Consider the following 17,130-nt stretch of genomic DNA (forward strand, 5'->3'; position numbering starts at 1 on the left):
CCTTTATTTTCAACAATTTAACTAATGACAAAGAATATCAAAGAAACTTTGTGTCATTGCTGTCCAATTAAATGACCTTCATTTGGGTCATTATTGTCCTTAAAAGCCAGTCCTTAAAAACAAGTCCTTAAAAATAAGTCCTTAAAAATACAAGCTACATAGATTCAAGCTCCTTAAGTTCAAAGGCAAAAAAAGAGCCCGAAGGCTCTTTGGTTCACTGCTTTTTCTTTTTCTAAAAAATTTGTTTACTCGGCCACGAACTGAAATGCCTCTAAATAGCGACGGGCCTAATACATCCCCTAAGCCTCACTGTCCATGCAGTTAGCGTAGTAAGTTACGGTTGCTGGCCAATCACTGAACACCCCTAACACACCAACATCTTGTGCCAATACATCGAGCATTTTCATCATGTCGCCATCATTGTTAATCCCTTGCTTAACACTTTGGTAATACCAACCACCACCTTGTGCAAGCGAGCCTGAACGCTCTAGAGTCCATGCAATGATATCCAGATCAGCACCCTTCGCTAGCTTCGCGTAGTTAGATGCCACCAATTCATTGTTCTCATCGAGATCGACCAAAGCAAATAGAGGTGGTGCGATGATTTTCACACCCGCATCGTGCAGCTCTTTCATATTCTCTACAGAGGCAACAAAGTCAGCTTGCTCATAAACACGATCATCCAGATAAACGGCTTGTTTACCGAATTTAGGGTTTTCGTTGATCCAGTACTTCACATCGTCAAGGTTGAATGATTGCAAGTAAGTATCAGAAGGCTCAAAACCTGCGTCTTTCAGTTCATCCACCAGCTTTTGTGCATACATCTCTTGAGTAAACCCGTTGAAAGGCATTTCAACATCCGCCGATTTAAGCTCAGGCGTCACTTTCACACCATACTCTTTAAATAACGCCGCACTTTCTGCATGAGTCATTAATGTACCGCTTTGACTGTAAAGGTCAGTTCTCCAGCCGGGAGTTCCATTCATGTACTCTTCAACCGTTGTTGCTTTAGGATTTGCACCATCCATCTTCCCTTTCAGCGTCTTAAACTCAGCGAGAGTGAAATCAGAGGTGCGACATTCCGCTTTGGCATCTTCGCCAGTCACTGGGTTAGCCGGTGTAAATGGCGTCGAACACTTCTTCGCAAGGTCTGGATGAGCTAAGACATCCGTCGTTGTGTGCAAATCACTTTGCGAGTGACGACAGACCAAGGCTTTGTCTTTTGTGAATGTTACATCACACTCCACGACGCCCGCACCCATTTGAATCGCCGCTAAGTACGATTCTTTCGTGTGCTCTGGAAACTGCATGGCCGCTCCGCGATGCCCAATAGAAAAGTCGCTACGATGAAAAGGCCCTTCACTGCAACTCAGCAACTTCGTTTTCAAAGGGCTCTCGTCCATATTGTTGACTAAAAAGAGTGGACGAGGACCTAAGTCTGCTGACTCTTGCGCAGCCCATGCCGTTATTGAACTCACGCCGAGTATCAGTGCAATAGAACCTTTCAGTATTTGCTTCATGTTTGTATCTCCTTGCAACAAGCAATTATTATTCTCATTTCCTTATTCAGCCACTCGGTGCTGGATAACCGTCGCATACACTTTGGCTATACCCCGAAATGACCTCATGTGGACTCAAGCCACTGCGTAGGGATTGCACGCATTGTGCCAAATACTAAAAGTCTTTTATTACAATAAGTTGAATATGTTCATTGTTCATGTGGTATTTAAATGAGTCATTCTTGTCCCTGTTAATCGCTGATTGAATGCTCAACCCATTTCGCCATACAAGTCACTTCGTTAACCATCATTCCGTTACCAGTCGTTCCATTGTAAGTCGTTCCATTGCCCTCATTGAGATGACCCGTCATTAAGGAATCTTAGAAAACAATATTGGAAAACAATCATTGGAAAACAATCTTAGAAAAAATAGGCTATGACGTTTTAAAACTGTCTTTATCAAGTTGATGCTTTTTCATTTTCCGGTAAAGGGTTTTACGGGGCAGATTCAACTTGCTAGACACTTCGTTAATATTGCCTGAGGTTTCAATTAACGCTTCCATCAAGACGTTTCTTTCGTAATGTTCCATCTGCTTTTCAAACGCAAAATCTTCCCCCGACGCTTCGCAAATGGGTGACTGCAAATCAAAACCATCCCCCACAATGCCTAAAACAAATCGCTCAGCCACGTTCCTTAATTCGCGAACATTCCCCGGCCATTCGTGCCGACATAACTGCTGAATTTGTTCGGGATAAATCGTCGACGGACGTGTTTTGTACTTTTGACTGGCTTGAATCACAAAGTGTCGAAAGAGTACCTGAATATCTTCTTTTCTATGGCGAAGTGCTGGTAAGTTTAAGCTCGCAATATTAAGGCGATAGAAGAGATCTGAACGAAAACCACCGGATTCACTTAAGCTCGCTAAATCCGTTTTGCTCGCAGCGACAACGACGATATCGACGGAAATCAGTTCATTCCCACCCACACGCTCAATCATGCGCTCTTGTATCACACGCAGTAATTTGATTTGTACCGCCATTGGCATGCTTTCTATTTCATCAAGAAACAGTGTCCCACCATTGGCTTGTTCAATTTTTCCGATTCGTTTCTTGTTCGCGCTGGTAAACGAACCCGCTTCATGACCGAACAGCTCGCTTTCAATAATGCTTTCCGTCATACCCCCACAGTTAATCGCCACAAATGGCTTAGATTTACGGCGACTGAACTGGTGTAAAGCCCGCGCAATGACTTCTTTCCCTGTTCCTGTTTCACCATTTATAATGGTATCAACTCCGGTACGAGACAAGGCCAACACTTGCTTGCGAATGTTATCTATTTCTTTTGATTGACCAATCACAACCGATTCAATTGGCCATTCGACCACTTCACCATCATCGCGCGTTTTCGGTCGATTTTGCTGGCTTTGAATCAATGCCAGATCGAGCTTTTCGACAAGCTCCCCTGGGTTCAATGGTTTTTCTAAAAAATCAAATGCCCCTGATTTCATCGCTTCTATCGCCATCGGAATATCGCCATGCCCACTCATTAGCAGCACTGGAACATTCGGTGCGCGGTTTTGAATGGAACTCAATAACGTTAATCCATCCACTTTTGGCATTCGTACGTCACACAACACCACCGATTGGCAATTCGCATTCAGTGATTTGAGGCCGACATTTGGGTCCGTGAACGGTGTCACGCTAAAGCCTTCAAGCTCCAGCATTTCACTCATGGCTTCGATTACGTCTATTTCATCATCAATGAGGACTATGTGTTTTTGGGGAGTCATAAGTGCGTGCCTTTTGGAAGGGTGACGATAAATTCTGAACCTTGGTACTCAATCGATTCAACACGAATCGAACCGCCAAAATCTTTGATTATGTTGTATGCAATAGACAAACCTAGCCCAAGCCCTTTGTTTGTGGTTTTGCGGGTATAAAAGGGGTCAAACAAAAAAGGCAGTTCGTCTGTGGGGATACCTAGCCCATTATCACTCACTGAAATTTCAACCGTCGTTGAGAACGCTTTAACTGATATTTCAAGGCGAGGGTGATCACAGTGCTCCACGGCATCTAACGCATTACTGATGAGGTTCACTAATACTTGCTCTAGTCGAATGCGATTCGCTCGAACGTTAAGTTCTGTTTGTTTCTGGTAATCAATCGACAAGGTATTTTGTCGAGTTTCAAACAGCTCTATTGCATCCTCAATGACACTCGACAACGCCACATTTTCTATTTTTCCATCGCTTTTGCGCGCGAACGCTTTTAAATGGCTGGTAATCGCCGCAATTTTTTCGAGCAACCGTTCAATTTTATGCAAATTGGCTACGGCCTTATCTGACCGTTCTCTCTCTAACCATAACTGAGCACTGCGAACGTGGCTATTGACGGCTGTCAGCGGCTGATTAATCTCATGAGTAATACCGACACTGAGTTGACCTAACGCCGCCAGCTTACCCGCTTGGATCAATTCGTCTTGTGTCACTCGCAATTTAGCTTCAGCGATGGTTCGCTCTTCTACTTCGGCTTCTAACTTACGATTGGTTTGTTTAACTGCTTTGGCGGTTGTTTGGAAAACCTTTAGGTACTTCGCCATCTGAGTAACTTCATCTTTTCCGCGTATCGACACTTCAGTATCCAGATGACCTGTCGAGATCGCGAACATGTTATCTTGCAGCTGCAATAAACGTTCTAAAATACTCTTACGAACATAAAACCATGAAATAGCCGCCGCCGCGAGCACACTAAATAAAGAAAGAAATAGTGAGAGCCGTTGATTTGATTGAAGTGACTGCTGTGCCTGTTGGATAGACTGGTCAATATTGCCATTGACCTTGTTCGTATTGCGTTCAATCTGGACGGTCAACTGGTTAAGATGTTCACGACTATTTTGAAGGAAATATTGCTCTTGATAACGATGATCTAACGCTTTGTTTTTAAGCGCATACAAACGGCTAGTGCTCGAAGCCAGGTTGTAAATAATCGCTAACTGGCGATCGAGTTCTGGAAATTCACTTCTTAAATCACCACTCACCCACAGTGTCCACCACTGTTCACCAATTTGCTCAAGACGATTGCTAGTGTAATCCAATTCATTGAAACTGGCGTCGTTATACAATTTCTCAACTAAGCCAAGTTGGTAATAAAGCAGTGATCTCAGCTGAATGTACTGGATCTTCTGTTTACTTTTGGCTGGCAAACGGTCAAGCGAATCACTTGCTTGCTGCAATAAAGGATAAAAGCCCTCGAGCAAACCCCATAGCTCTCTGTTCAGCGCGTTTGATTCGAGTTCACTTTGATAGAGCAGGCTAAGACTGTTGTTAACTTGGGCGATAAGATCTTTAAAATAGGCGTGATAATCTGGGAAGTTCAGCATAATACTATCCATCACGAGAATAGCATCTTGTATTTCTTGCATCGCATGTTTACGTTCTAAACTCGAATCCGCCTCGCTGAGTTGAGAGGAGGTGGTGATGATCACCCTCACCATATCATTAAGGCGAGACGCATGATCTAGGGCTGGAATCTCACTTTTTTTGAGTGTTATAAGCTGCTGATTCAATTCATTAAACGTCGATGATGAAAAAACAGAAAGAAAAATCGTGGTCATCGACAGTATCGCGAGCGCTAATACGAGGCGCAACTCTATCCCTTTCCAGCGAAACCATTTCTTAGCCGATACTGGGCGTGCAAATGCGCCGTGAATGCGTGTAATGCGTGGCTTGATTTTGTCTATGGCTTGATAAGCATCATTAATCACAGAGAATATCCTCTCAATGCTTTTATTATTGTGTATTAAGCGAACGAGTTTAAGAACAGCAATGGCGTAGTTTCATCCATTTTCTTATTTCAATACATACACTTTTGTTACATTGATCGCACTCATCACATCTGAGATACAAATTACTTACAATTATCCCCTCAGGTTCAAACTTTACTTTTCCATTCAAGTTTCCCTAACAGAGATTTTCAGTCTTGCAGAGTCAATCGTCATGATTACCACCCTCTTTCTAGTCGATTTGTTGGTATATCCAACGAGAATCGGGGCAAACGTCAATAACTTCAATCTCACCTTTTTCTGTCTCACATTGATGAATGAGCTTCAAATGACACGTATTTACATTGATAAATGTTAACAGCTAGTTGATTTCATGTGTCCATCATTACTATCAGGAAATAAAAATGAAGTGGATATTCGTGGCATTCGTCAGTGTTTTTCTATGTTTACTTACGCGAAAGATTGGAAACAAATTCGCTTTACTGTTGAAGGGGCTTACCCACCGTTTAGTTGGACAACACAAGACGGTAAATTGGAAGGGTTTGAGGTCGATTTTGCCAACGCCCTGTGTACAGAATTAGGTGTAAAGTGCCTCATCTCGAAGACAAAAAAACCGATGTTAAATTGCTAACATCGGTTGTTGAATTTTTCACAGGCAGTGAAATGATTTCGACAATGTTTTAAGCGGTTCTGTATTAATGTCTACGGGCGTAGAAACACTTTGATGACTTACTGCTTTTTACCGCCAACTTGAACATAATCAATACCGATGATGCGATTGATGATACCCAACGCAGAATCAGTATCAGAATCAGTCGCTCGAATGGTTTCAACAGTCGCACCTTCAGGAACTAAGTCCATTGCGCGGTCTTGAGTGTTGCCTGGAATCTGCAACCCTACGATATTAAAGCTTTCAGCATGCGCGGTATAAACTTCATCATTATGAGTAATCCCTGAACAACCTGCTAGTGACATAACACCTAAAATACACAATAACTTTTTCATAAAATACCTTTCAATCAATAAGGTTTAGATACCGCGCCTTGCCATATCTTTCGACCGTTGATGAGTAGTATTCCAGAGTCGTTTCGTCTTTACTGTATGGCTTTGTCAGCCGAATCCTGACAAAGAGGGAAGGTCATTGTAAACAGAGCACCCTTGAGTGTTTTGCTTTGCCCAACCTCAATAGTGGCATCATGTTGTTCGCAGATTTTCTTGACGATAGATAGCCCTAACCCATGGCCACTTTTGGCTTTGTTACGAGCTTTGTCACCCACGTAAAAAGGGTCGAATAGGTGAGAGTGATGCTCTACAGCAATACCATCACCATCATCGTGAATCTTGATACGCAGCTCATGGTGATGCGCCGTCGCCTCTAATAGCACTTGAGTCCGCGCATATTTAAACGCGTTACGTACTAGGTTATCAAGTGCTCGGTTAAGTAACTTGGCATCGGCCTGTATTGATTTAGGTTGATCGGGCAACAATAAATGAATGTTGAGATCGGTTTCTTTGTTCCATCGGATAAGGGCTATATCGAGGAAGCTTCTTATCTCCACGGGTTCTTGAAGCGCGTCTAACTGACTACTATCGAGCTTGGCATAATATAAAAGCTCATCGACCATTTTTTCCATCTCTTCTGTATCTTCAACGATACTATCAACGGTCATTTGTTGATCTTTAGTGAGCGGTGTGTCTTTTAACATTTCAGCTTGCCATTGAATGCGAAAGATCGGCGTACGCAATTCATGCGCGACGGCATTAGTGAGTGATCGGTTACTTTCAATAAGACGATTGATTCTGTGGGCCATGAGGTTAAAGGATCGGTTGAGCGAACCAATAGCACGGTTGCTCGAGGTTTCTGCTCGTGAAGAGAGATCCCCTTCTGCAAAGCGCAGTGTGGCGGCTTCAAGTTTTTTGACTCTTCGGAAAATGATAAGGAGATGCCCTAGCCCATAGACGAGGAAACTGACTAGGAAGAACAACCAGATGAGATTTTCTTCTAGCTCCACTTTTTGTCTAACTGGCGCGTCGTAATTGATCACGTAGTGGTAAACATTGTCGCTTTCTGCCAAACGAAACCACAGTTCACGCTCCTCGTCGTGAAATATGGCACTGTCAGGACGAGCGGTGAAATAGTCTGTGACCACCGTGGGGATTTCATCGTTATGTCCTAAAATAGTCAATGTCATCTTAGACGTATCAACAAACTGTCTCATCGCCTGATGCGCAGCATCAATACCTTGATGTTTAGCAATATTTTCAATTAGCTGCTGATGAGCGACGGCTTCATAGTCTTCTAGTACATAATCATAATCTGTCGTGAGCTGAAAAACGAAGACCTCATAAGCGACAATACTTGTCATGAAGCAAACCAGTAAGCCCAACAAGGATTCCAAATAAATACGTCGCATCGTTACTCTCTGTCATTACGCTCATTTTGAACGTGTTAGCGCCACGCGGTTGAAACAAACAGGTAACCTTTGCCGCGAATGGTCTGGATTTTTTCGGCTGGGGTTTTATCGTCGCCGAGCAATTTTCTTAATCGCACGATCTTGTTATCGATGGTTCGGTCGATACCATCGTATTCAATACCGCGCAGTGTTTGCGTTAGGTAATCCCGAGATAGTGGTGCATCGGGGTGGTTCGCTAACAACCAAAGGAGGTCAAATTCACTATCTGTCAGTGCTAAAATGTTGCCTGCAAGCTCGCATTTTTTGTAGGTGTTTTTCAGTACAAGTTGATCAAACTCCAGGTATTCTGAGTCGTCGACAAGCATGCTGTTGGACTCCTTACGGCGCAATAGCGAGCGTACTCTTGCCAGTAGAACTCTAGGTTTGATTGGCTTAGTGACATAGTCATCAGCGCCAGTTTCTAACCCCGCAACGTGGTCAAAATCATCATCGCTGGCGGTTAGCATTAAGATCTTACCTTTATAGAGAGCCCGCGTCTGTCGGCAGATTGTCAGCCCATCGGTTACAGGAAGCATTAAATCCAATAGCACGATATCAGGTTGTTGAGAGAGGATGGTGTGTGCAGCGTCATTGCCATTATCTAACGTGGTGACATCGAAATCTTGCGTGACAAAATAGTCTTTCAGCATTTGCTGCAGTTTCAAATCGTCTTCAATGATGATCATTTTAGCTTTCGTCATTCCATTACCAGCCTTATAACGTGTTGAACTCGTGTATGGGTTTATGCGGGTATGAGGCCCAAAAGCACTCGTTTTTCTTTAGATTACAATCAACGCTTATAGATTCAAAGATCGTTTTCTAAAATGACGATGACTCATTCTATTGCTCGTATCCAATACCTGGATTAATAGGGGCTGGAGCCGATGGCGTCACGCCTTGTGTTTTGCTACCAGTAGTAAAGTTTGATGAGTGAGCTTGGATCATTTCAGTTACTGTAAAAGCCTTTACCCCCTACAAAGCCATGCCTAATTTTACTCATCCACTACATCGTATTATCGACGCATACTGATGGATTAAGTCCATCGCTAGAGATTGGTTCAGTCTGTCTTATTGCTTAATAATTGCCACATCAACCAAAACACAGATTTATTTTCAATCTAATTAAGGCTTCAAACCATGACAAAACCATCAAAACTCTTTACCAGTATCGCTTCTGCTTTGGCATTGACCGCTAGTATTTCGGCATGGGCTGATGAACAGGACTTTAGTTCGATGCAAATGCAAGGTGTCGAAAAAGTCGACATTCAAGTTGATGTAGAAGGTGCTGCACAACGCTTATCGCAAGCGGTTCAGTTTCAAACTATCTCTAATCAAGACCGCAGTGATTTTGATGAGCAGGCTTTTCGTGACTACCACCAATTTCTTGAAGAATCGTACCCATTAGTGCACAAAACACTCAAGCGAGAAGAAGTTGGTGACCCACGCCCTTTCAGCTTGATTTACACTTGGGAAGGTAAAGACCCATCACTCGCTCCCGCCATCTTTATGGCACACCAAGATGTGGTACCAATTGCAGAAGAGTCTCGTGATGAGTGGAAAGAAGAACCATTTTCCGGTGTGATTAAAGACGGTTATATCTGGGGCCGCGGCTCTTTAGATGATAAAAACCAGCTTCAGGCACTGTTAGAAGCCACCGAAATGAAACTAAAAGAAGGTTTCCAGCCTGAGCGTACCATTTTGTTTGTATTTGGCCACGATGAAGAAGTCGGCGGTCCAGAAGGCGCCAAACATGCCGCTGATATCATTGAACAACGCTATGAGAAAATTGCGTTTGTTATGGATGAATCCGCTCCACTTGTGCCTGGTATATTCCCTGGCATCCGCGAAAACACGGCATTAATCGGTATTGCTCAAAAAGGATTCGTTAGTCTAGAGATTGCCATCAATGGTATTGGCGGTCACTCTTCACAACCGGGAGAAGAGTCAAATATTGTCGCGTTAGCAAAAGCGGTTGAGAAAGTGGAAGCCGCGCAATTCCCTTACAAAATTCACGATGCGGTGAGATACCAATACCGTTACATGGGCCCAGAGCTTCCTGAAGCGCAGCAACCCCTGTACAAAGCCGTCGCCTATGGTGAAAACGACACGGTGACAGACTTAGAGAAAAAATTTATTGATGTCATGTCTAAAAATCAGGTTACACGTGCCATGCTGCATACCACAACGGCGGTGACGATGTTTAATGCGGGTATTAAAGACAACGTATTACCACCAGCCGCTACCGCAGTGGTTAACTTTAGACCAATGCCAGGTGACACGCCTGAGGTGATCATTGAGCATGTCAAGAAAGCGATCGGTGATGAAAGAATGACCATTCGTGATATCTCAGCGTCAACCCCTGCCACCAATGTTGCGGATCCAAGCGGCCCAGGTTATGCCATGTTGGAGAAAACGATTCGCCAAACTTGGGGTAATGATCTGATTGTTTCACCGTTCTTTGTTATTGGTGGTTCAGACTCTAAGCACTTCCAAGCGCGAGATTTTGCCCCTGATGTATACACAATGACGGCCATTCAATTAGAAAGCGTCAAAGAGTTCGAAGGCTTCCACGGTGTAAACGAACGTATCTTGGTTGAAGAATACGGCCGCTCTATTGGGTTCTTCTACCAACTTATGGATAACCTCGAAAATCTGTAATTCGAATATTACCGACTGATATTAAACAAGATGGTGGCTAAGGTTTTCTTAGCCACTTGTTCATTAGCCCTTATTCTTTTAAGAAAATATTAAAATGAAAAATACAATATTAATGGTTATGGCTTGCTGTTTTAGTTTGTTCACACAAGCGGCTGAAACGATATCTTGGGAGTCATTAAGACCTTTGCAAAATCAATATCAGACTCTTTCTCCTGGGAATAAGGCCCTACTTTCTGAGATTTACGCTTACGAAGCCGTTCAAGAAACTCGTCAGTTAAGTCCACTGGAAAACAATGGCTACATTCAACGCGTAGCATTGGCTGAAAAGTTTGGTTTAAACGTTAGTGAACTGCTTAAACAAAGAACACAACAAGCGAACGATATTGTACCCAATCTTAGTATTAACGACATGAAGCTGGCCGGGTTTTTAGTGCCGCTCGAAATGGAAGGTTTAGTAGGAACGCAGTTCATTTTGGTGCCAACCGCCGGGGCTTGCATTCATACACCTCCTCCACCCGCAAACCAAACGATTCTAGTCGAATTCCCCGAAGGCCATGAATTGCAAAGTTTGTACACACCAGTATGGGTAACAGGAGACATTAAAACAGGGGCGGTTGATGCGTCAGTGGCACTTTCTGATGGCAACCAAGATATTCAAACTGGGTACGTCATTGACGCGTCGGATATTGAGCTTTATCACTAACCTGAGAGATCCAATGGGGTTAGTGAGTTACAGTAGACGACCGAGTTCATTGTATCCGGCCACCTTCTCAAACTCTCAAACTCTCAACCAAATGATTGATGAATGCTTTGGCTTGTGGCGAAAGCGTTTTTCTTTTTGGGTACAGTCGCCAGCCAGGGCCGGGTTGCATTGGATTATCGTCGAGGGTTATCGGGCAAAATGTTGACCCGTTGTTCCCGCTCTAATTCCTCTGCTATGGGTTGTTCTATGGGTAAGCTTATTCCTTGATGATTAATACACTGATTTATCAATATTATTTAAAGTTAAACTTACCAATCATTTCTTTGCGTACGCACCTAAACGTATTCGTTTTATCCCCCTAAATTTTTCGTACATTGACGTTAGGTCGCTTTTGATGCAACGTGCTGATCGATAAAGAACAGGATCGCTTCTTCACTTAAACAAGATTTACTAACATATTGGCGTTGTTTACCCATATGAAGGATAAATCCTAAATCGGTTTGTTGAAGTTGATCAATCTCACTCCAAGCGATACTGCGTGTATTCTTGCCATTTTTATAACTCACGCCGCAAGACCCAAGCTTAAATACCACTTTGCTGCCTGAGCTCCTACTGAGTTTTTGTCGCCATAGCCACCAGGCTCTTTTGTAATAAATACTGAGCGCCTCAATCACACTCAAAACAATAAAGAACCAGCCAACGTAATCATTGGGTAATAGTTCAAGTAAGACTAAAACCGCACCAAAAAGAAAAAAAAGCATTCCTTTTAGGTAGGCTTTGGGAAATGGAACCGGAAGGCTAGTTTGATCATAACACTCTGCAAAAAAGGGCTTATCGAGGGTGTATTGTGTGGTGAATTCGAAATCTTTGGACATAGGTGGCTACTTTAACGTCTTGTGTGAATGAGTATTCCATGCTGCGAACTCGCAACGCTCGTATTGTATCGCTTCTCGGTGTTTACCTTTAACTATTATAAGCCTCATTTGTAAGTCAATGATACCAGTATAAGACGACCAACTCCTTGAATACTCAGGTGACATCAAACCCTACTGATGTTCCGCTCAGTCATGGTGCTCATGGCGTTCCCTCATTCGTTACTTGGCTGAATAACACCCGTCTGGCATCATGCGCCTAGGAAATCCGTGAACAGTAAACATTACAGAGAGTATGAAGGTAATCAGTGGTAGAACATAGCCAACAATTGAGTAACCGTTACGACGAACAGGGTTACTTTGTGATAAGAAATTATTTCAATGACGCTCAAATTTCATCGCTTCGACAAGTGATATTAAAATTCCATGAATTATGGAAAGCAGACAACCAAGAATTCTATCTAGAAGAAGCGTTTAATTCGTCTTTGATTACGGGAAGCGAATATTTACCCGTCGACGATAGGGCGGCACTCTTTGATTTCATCAGCTCAAAAAAAGTCATGGATGTGGTCGATGCGGTGATACCAGACAATCCAGCGTTTATGAATACTCAGCTGTTCTTCAACCCTGTCAATCCGACACTAAAAGACTTCTGGCATCGCGATTGTCAATATGACTATGACATTGAAGACCAAATGAAAGTCATACTAGAAACACAGGTTCTACACCTTCGCGTCCCCCTATTTGATGAACCCGGTATGGAAATCATCCCCGGAACACACAAGCGATGGGACAACGAAGAAGAATACAATGTTCGCCAAGAAGTGAACGGCAAGGTCAGCAGTGATAGCATATCCGGCGCCAAACAGATCAAATTAGCAGCGGGAGATTTGCTGGTGTTTTCAGCGGATATGATCCACAGAGGACGGTATGGATTGGACCGCTTGGCCTTAGACATTTTGATTTTTGATTCGGCCGCTGATTATGTCGACTACGTCGATGACGATTGCTTACCTACGCCATCAATGCTGAATAATATGGCTGACCCAAGGCTATTCATGAACACGCTGCGCCTAAAGTCGATAGTGCGTTCTTAATAAGTTGATGGTGTGCTCTTAAGTTGACGGTGCGTTCTAAAAAAACGGCCAAGAGCCACAGCAATGTCTGGGGAATAGATGCCATCAGATTTACCCTAAGCCCATTCACTACAGCAAGAAGAAAGATCCGCTCGATATCTGTCGAATCGATTTCAATCCAACCACCTTCTTACCATGCTTAAATATCAATAACTATTGGCAGTGTCGAGCGTGATTCTCGATAATCTCTTGGTAACGTTCAGTGCGTTTAATGTTGTCGAGAGCACGCTGCCATCGCGCCACTTCTTCATTGCTCGTGTTGGGTGACATAGCAAGATATAAATGTGAAGTCAGTAAAACGACATCGGTCGCGCGCAGCGTTGTTGCTTCTAAATTATTTTTGGCTAATAGACAAGGCAAGGCAGCGTGGCCAATAGGGAAATAGTCACCTCTGCGCTTTATGAGCATTTGAAGTGCAAACCCGCTGTTATCTGACAAAACAATGTTCTGGTACCCTTCATCTCGCAAAATTTGCTCTTCTGGATAACCTTTAGAAACCACCACAAGCCCGTTTTCTTTAATATTTTCTTTATCACTAAGCTGCTGTTCGTTAAGTTGATAGAGAGAGACTTTGTCTGAGTAAAAAGGCCCAACCCACTTAAACCATTTCTCTCTTTCTTTCGTACGTGCGACCGAAAATAGGACATGGTTTTCTTTTGTTCGGGTTAAACTGATGCCTCGACTCCAAGGTAATACCTCAATGTCAGAATCAATGTTTAAATCATCTAAAAGCCAATCAACAATTTCAAAAGCCATACCATCTACCTTTCCATTTTCAGTTGGATAGGCAAAGGGCCGGAAATCTTCAGTAATGATGCGATACTGGGATTGCACAGCGCCAGAAAAGAAAGCCGCAGACCACGCTAAAAGAAGAAATGATCGATACATACTTCAACACTACTTTGGTTCACAATACTATTAATAGTAGTCAGTTTTGGTTGAGTGCATACCAGTTAAGGAGAAAAATTATTAAAAATATGTATGACAGGCTTTTGGGTAAGATCGCGCATGTTTAGCGCCGTTATTTAGTGCCATCGGTGAGTACCAAGCTAAAGTCACGCCATTGATATGAGTAAGGTATTGTTTTGCTCAATTTAGATAGCAAAAAAATGCTCATGAGGATCGGTTTTTCTTATGTCGATGAAACCATAAAGCGCCCAAGTAACCATTTAATTTTCAATATCTTACAAGCACACTAAAAGCATATCACGTCCAAACATAATACCATAAGATGTCCTTTTTATATGCTTCAACAAAAAGACGAGAGTTAGATGTAAGAAAGTTGCATAACATTAGAAATGACCATAACTTGCTGCGAGCAGCTCCTGGTAGTTACGATACGACAGAATCACTTGGTGATCACAACCCCAAAACTAGCCTTGTAACTCATTATTGGACATAAATGAGTTACCAAGGTTGCTAATTTAGTAATATACGAATAACTATAGGTATTGGAAAATCGCTTGGAGGGGGCCATTTCCTAGTGTGACTTTATATATCATAATCGAGCAGCTTTGTTAGCAGTCAGCCTAGTTGCTTAACATAGGAAACAACTAGACACGATAGTATCTATACCTGTTGGTTCGTAGGTGGCTATCTACCTTTCACTTGAATCAACAAACAAATTAGGATTAAACCGATGCCACTCCATCCAAGCATTGGTATCGACTCGCCAACCACCACCACTGCCAAAGCTGCTGCTACAACAGGTTCAAAAAGTGTAATCAAACTTGCACTACTGGCGGTTACAAACCTTAGGCCAAATCCATAAGCAATATAACCCAACCCCATTGGAATCAACGCCATATAGCCAACTACCAGAATATTGGTTGTTGATGCAAAAAGATTATCTCCAGTAACCAAAAGTGTTGGGAGCAAAATTAACGAACCAAAACCAAAAATACTGCCTAAAGCCGATTGGGATTGGACACCCTGTTCAATCAGTGTCTTAGCAATCCACGAATAGACGGCATAACACAAACCCGCAATAAAACCCAACAAGATGCCAATCAGTCTCAAGTTATTAACTGTATGGGTTGCAGGTGACTCAGAGAAAACCAACAACATGATGCCTGCAATTCCGACAGAGAAGCTTAGCAACCATTTTTTCGTAATTCTTTTACCTTTGCTAAATAGACACTCAAGTATGGCCGCAAAAAACGGTGCTGTGGCAATAGAAATCACGGTACCAATTGCGACACCAGCCAGCCTCATCGAGGAATAAAATGCTAATGGATAGGCAGCCAAAGCGATTGCGCTAATCGCTAATTTTCTCTTGTGAATCAGAATCTTTTTGAAATCATTTAGCAATTGTTTGCGAGATAGTGCGGCTTGAAAAAGCCCACCAACACCCATTGAAAAAGCGCCTATTGCTAGAGAGCTAATATCTGGAGCTAAACTAGCGACCGTACCTGTAGTACCCCATAAGACTGAGGCAAACAGTATCGAGAAAATGCCAAGCTGATAGGAAGTATAGCGACTGTACAACATAATTATATCTACCGAAAAACTCATAACAAGGCAGAGATTTTAGGCGATTAATTACACCATGTTTTTGCTAAAAGGACGCAATAGTTGTTTAAATAGACGAACTCAAGAGCGCGCGAACTCCCTTGGAGACATTCCATAGTGGACGGAAAAGCGTCGGCTAAAAGCTGAAAGGTCGCTGTATCCTACTCGCTCTGCTACCCACTGCACAGGTAAGTCAGTATGGGTTAGCAGTGCCTTAGCCTTCTCCATACGTTGCTCAGTGATGTATTTGAGTACACTCACCCCTATGTTTTCTTTGAAGAGCTTCTTGAACTGAGTTGGACTAAGATACGCAATCTTAGCAAGCGACTGAATGGTAAGAGGCTCGGCTAACCGTTCACTGATCATCACCTGCACTGCTCGAATCCGTGGATCGTTAGTTCGAGACAGCTCTTGCTGTCCCAGCAATAAGGTGAAGATACTTACCATAGATGCTTCAATTGCACTATCCACCTGATATTCAAGTTGCTTTTCAACAAAGTGAATAAAGCTCAACAGAGGGGGAGAGATCGAAAAAACAGCTAGTTCCTCACTGATCAAATGAGAAGGCAGTTCATCAAGATCAGCTACAATGAATCGTGCTGCTTCATCAGCATTAAATCCATGTGCTACACCTTTTGGGATCACCACGCATTCACCGACACTCACCTTACCCAAGAAACCATCCATATCAATATGAATATTACCTTGAATAGGCAGTACCAGTTGATGATAGCTATCGTGAACATGGCGACTAAAGCGCTTTGTGTAAGTGCGAATACTTAAACTAGTTTTCATATCAACAACAAGTTAGCAAAAGACAATAACAGGTATTTCCAGCAACTTTCACTCATTACAAAAATTAGGTCAAGCAGATGGTTCACTTAGCTCACAATGGGGCAGAAATCGTGCAGAAGCTCGGCTACAAGTATTTATTGGTTCCTATTATTTAAAACAACTAATTTGTAGACCGTCAAGAATGAACAAACTATAGAGATGAAAAAGTAAAAGTAGCCATCAATAAAGAGTGAAGAAGCTATGATAGATAAGTAGGATACGATGTAATACCACTTTAAGGCGTTTATCCTTTTCAGGGTTAATCTAATGTAGCTTGGAGCGTAAGATATAAAGAATCCAAGTGAGCCAATTATCAGCATGCTAACTTCGTTTTCAGCTAACCCTCTCAAAACTAGGGCAAGAGATAAGAAGCCGATAAGTGTACAGCTTAGAAACCATCTACAAACCACCCAGTCATCCCAAAAACTCAGTACTCGTAACTGCATTCTCTATTCCTTAAGTAGCCCACTTTAAAGCACATTACCATGGATTTATCCTCTTACAGGGTAGATGCCATATATCAATTTCTCTTCACTTTTACAGCTTCAATTAATAGGCTATTCGGATGAGGTAAACTAAGTCAAATTGCTTTCAAAAAAGTGACTTATTGAATGACTGAAACACGTAATGGGGCAAAGACGAGCCAGAACAGAACACTCTGACTCTGTTATCACCAAGCAACT

Annotated in this window: 13 protein-coding genes and 1 pseudogene; 4 read left to right on the forward strand and 10 right to left on the reverse strand. The window is 42.6% G+C overall.

Annotated elements, in window-relative coordinates; genetic code table 11:
- Positions 1-299: 299 nt before the first annotated feature.
- From QF117_RS16065 to QF117_RS16075, 3 genes are all read right to left on the reverse strand, one after another.
- A complete protein-coding gene (locus QF117_RS16065) occupies positions 300-1,520 on the reverse strand; it encodes a glycerophosphodiester phosphodiesterase family protein (RefSeq protein ID WP_017035257.1) in 1,221 nt (406 codons plus the stop codon).
- A 413-nt stretch (positions 1,521-1,933) separates the two neighbouring features.
- Positions 1,934-3,289, reverse strand: a complete 1,356-nt coding sequence (locus tag QF117_RS16070; RefSeq protein ID WP_282386787.1) for a sigma-54 dependent transcriptional regulator — start codon at positions 3,287-3,289, stop codon at positions 1,934-1,936.
- Positions 3,286-5,229, reverse strand: a complete 1,944-nt coding sequence (locus QF117_RS16075) for an ATP-binding protein (RefSeq protein WP_282389504.1) — start codon at positions 5,227-5,229, stop codon at positions 3,286-3,288. Before QF117_RS16075 ends, QF117_RS16070 begins: the two co-directional genes overlap by 4 nt.
- Before the next feature lie 455 nt (positions 5,230-5,684).
- Here QF117_RS16075 and QF117_RS16080 point away from each other — a divergent pair.
- A pseudogene (locus QF117_RS16080) lies at positions 5,685-5,872 on the forward strand (transporter substrate-binding domain-containing protein); the annotation flags it as partial.
- Between the two features lie 137 nt (positions 5,873-6,009).
- Here the strand turns inward: QF117_RS16080 and QF117_RS16085 are convergent.
- The 3 genes from QF117_RS16085 to QF117_RS16095 form a co-directional block, all read right to left on the reverse strand.
- Positions 6,010-6,285 (reverse strand): hypothetical protein, encoded by a 276-nt coding sequence (locus tag QF117_RS16085; RefSeq protein ID WP_017035253.1) that lies wholly within the window; start codon positions 6,283-6,285, stop codon positions 6,010-6,012.
- An 89-nt stretch (positions 6,286-6,374) separates the two neighbouring features.
- The gene (locus tag QF117_RS16090) at positions 6,375-7,694 is read right to left on the reverse strand and encodes an ATP-binding protein (RefSeq protein ID WP_282386790.1); all 1,320 of its coding nucleotides are present in this window, start codon (positions 7,692-7,694) and stop codon (positions 6,375-6,377) included.
- Between the two features lie 35 nt (positions 7,695-7,729).
- Positions 7,730-8,434, reverse strand: a complete 705-nt coding sequence (locus QF117_RS16095; RefSeq protein WP_282386791.1) for a response regulator — start codon at positions 8,432-8,434, stop codon at positions 7,730-7,732.
- A 436-nt stretch (positions 8,435-8,870) separates the two neighbouring features.
- On the opposite strand from QF117_RS16095, the gene QF117_RS16100 reads away from it, so the two are divergent.
- Positions 8,871-10,391, forward strand: a complete 1,521-nt coding sequence (locus QF117_RS16100) for a M20 family peptidase (protein ID WP_282386792.1) — start codon at positions 8,871-8,873, stop codon at positions 10,389-10,391.
- 94 nt (positions 10,392-10,485) lie between these two features.
- Positions 10,486-11,094, forward strand: coding sequence for a DUF3299 domain-containing protein (locus tag QF117_RS16105; protein WP_282386793.1), 609 nt, complete (start codon positions 10,486-10,488; stop codon positions 11,092-11,094).
- A 380-nt stretch (positions 11,095-11,474) separates the two neighbouring features.
- Here the strand turns inward: QF117_RS16105 and QF117_RS16110 are convergent, their stop codons facing one another.
- Entirely contained in the window at positions 11,475-11,969 is a 495-nt protein-coding gene (locus tag QF117_RS16110; RefSeq protein WP_282386794.1) for a YcxB family protein, read from the reverse strand.
- A gap of 305 nt (positions 11,970-12,274) precedes the next feature.
- Between QF117_RS16110 and QF117_RS16115 the strand changes: the two genes are divergently transcribed.
- Positions 12,275-13,063, forward strand: a complete 789-nt coding sequence (locus QF117_RS16115; RefSeq protein WP_282386796.1) for a phytanoyl-CoA dioxygenase family protein — start codon at positions 12,275-12,277, stop codon at positions 13,061-13,063.
- A gap of 192 nt (positions 13,064-13,255) precedes the next feature.
- Here QF117_RS16115 and QF117_RS16120 read toward each other — a convergent pair whose 3' ends face one another.
- The 3 genes from QF117_RS16120 to QF117_RS16130 form a co-directional block, all read right to left on the reverse strand.
- Positions 13,256-13,990: a transporter substrate-binding domain-containing protein gene (locus tag QF117_RS16120; RefSeq protein ID WP_282386798.1), complete on the reverse strand. Its 735-nt coding sequence runs from the start codon at positions 13,988-13,990 to the stop codon at positions 13,256-13,258.
- Positions 13,991-14,695: 705 nt separating this feature from the next.
- Positions 14,696-15,592, reverse strand: coding sequence for an EamA family transporter (locus QF117_RS16125; protein WP_006071386.1), 897 nt, complete (start codon positions 15,590-15,592; stop codon positions 14,696-14,698).
- 102 nt (positions 15,593-15,694) lie between these two features.
- Positions 15,695-16,408 carry an AraC family transcriptional regulator gene (locus QF117_RS16130; RefSeq protein ID WP_103194986.1) on the reverse strand — a complete coding sequence of 238 codons (714 nt, stop codon included), beginning with the start codon at positions 16,406-16,408 and terminating at the stop codon, positions 15,695-15,697.
- Between the last annotated feature and the right edge of the window lie 722 nt (positions 16,409-17,130).

Origin of the sequence: Vibrio sp. YMD68, assembly GCF_029958905.1 — a bacterium.
Lineage (GTDB): Bacteria > Pseudomonadota > Gammaproteobacteria > Enterobacterales > Vibrionaceae > Vibrio.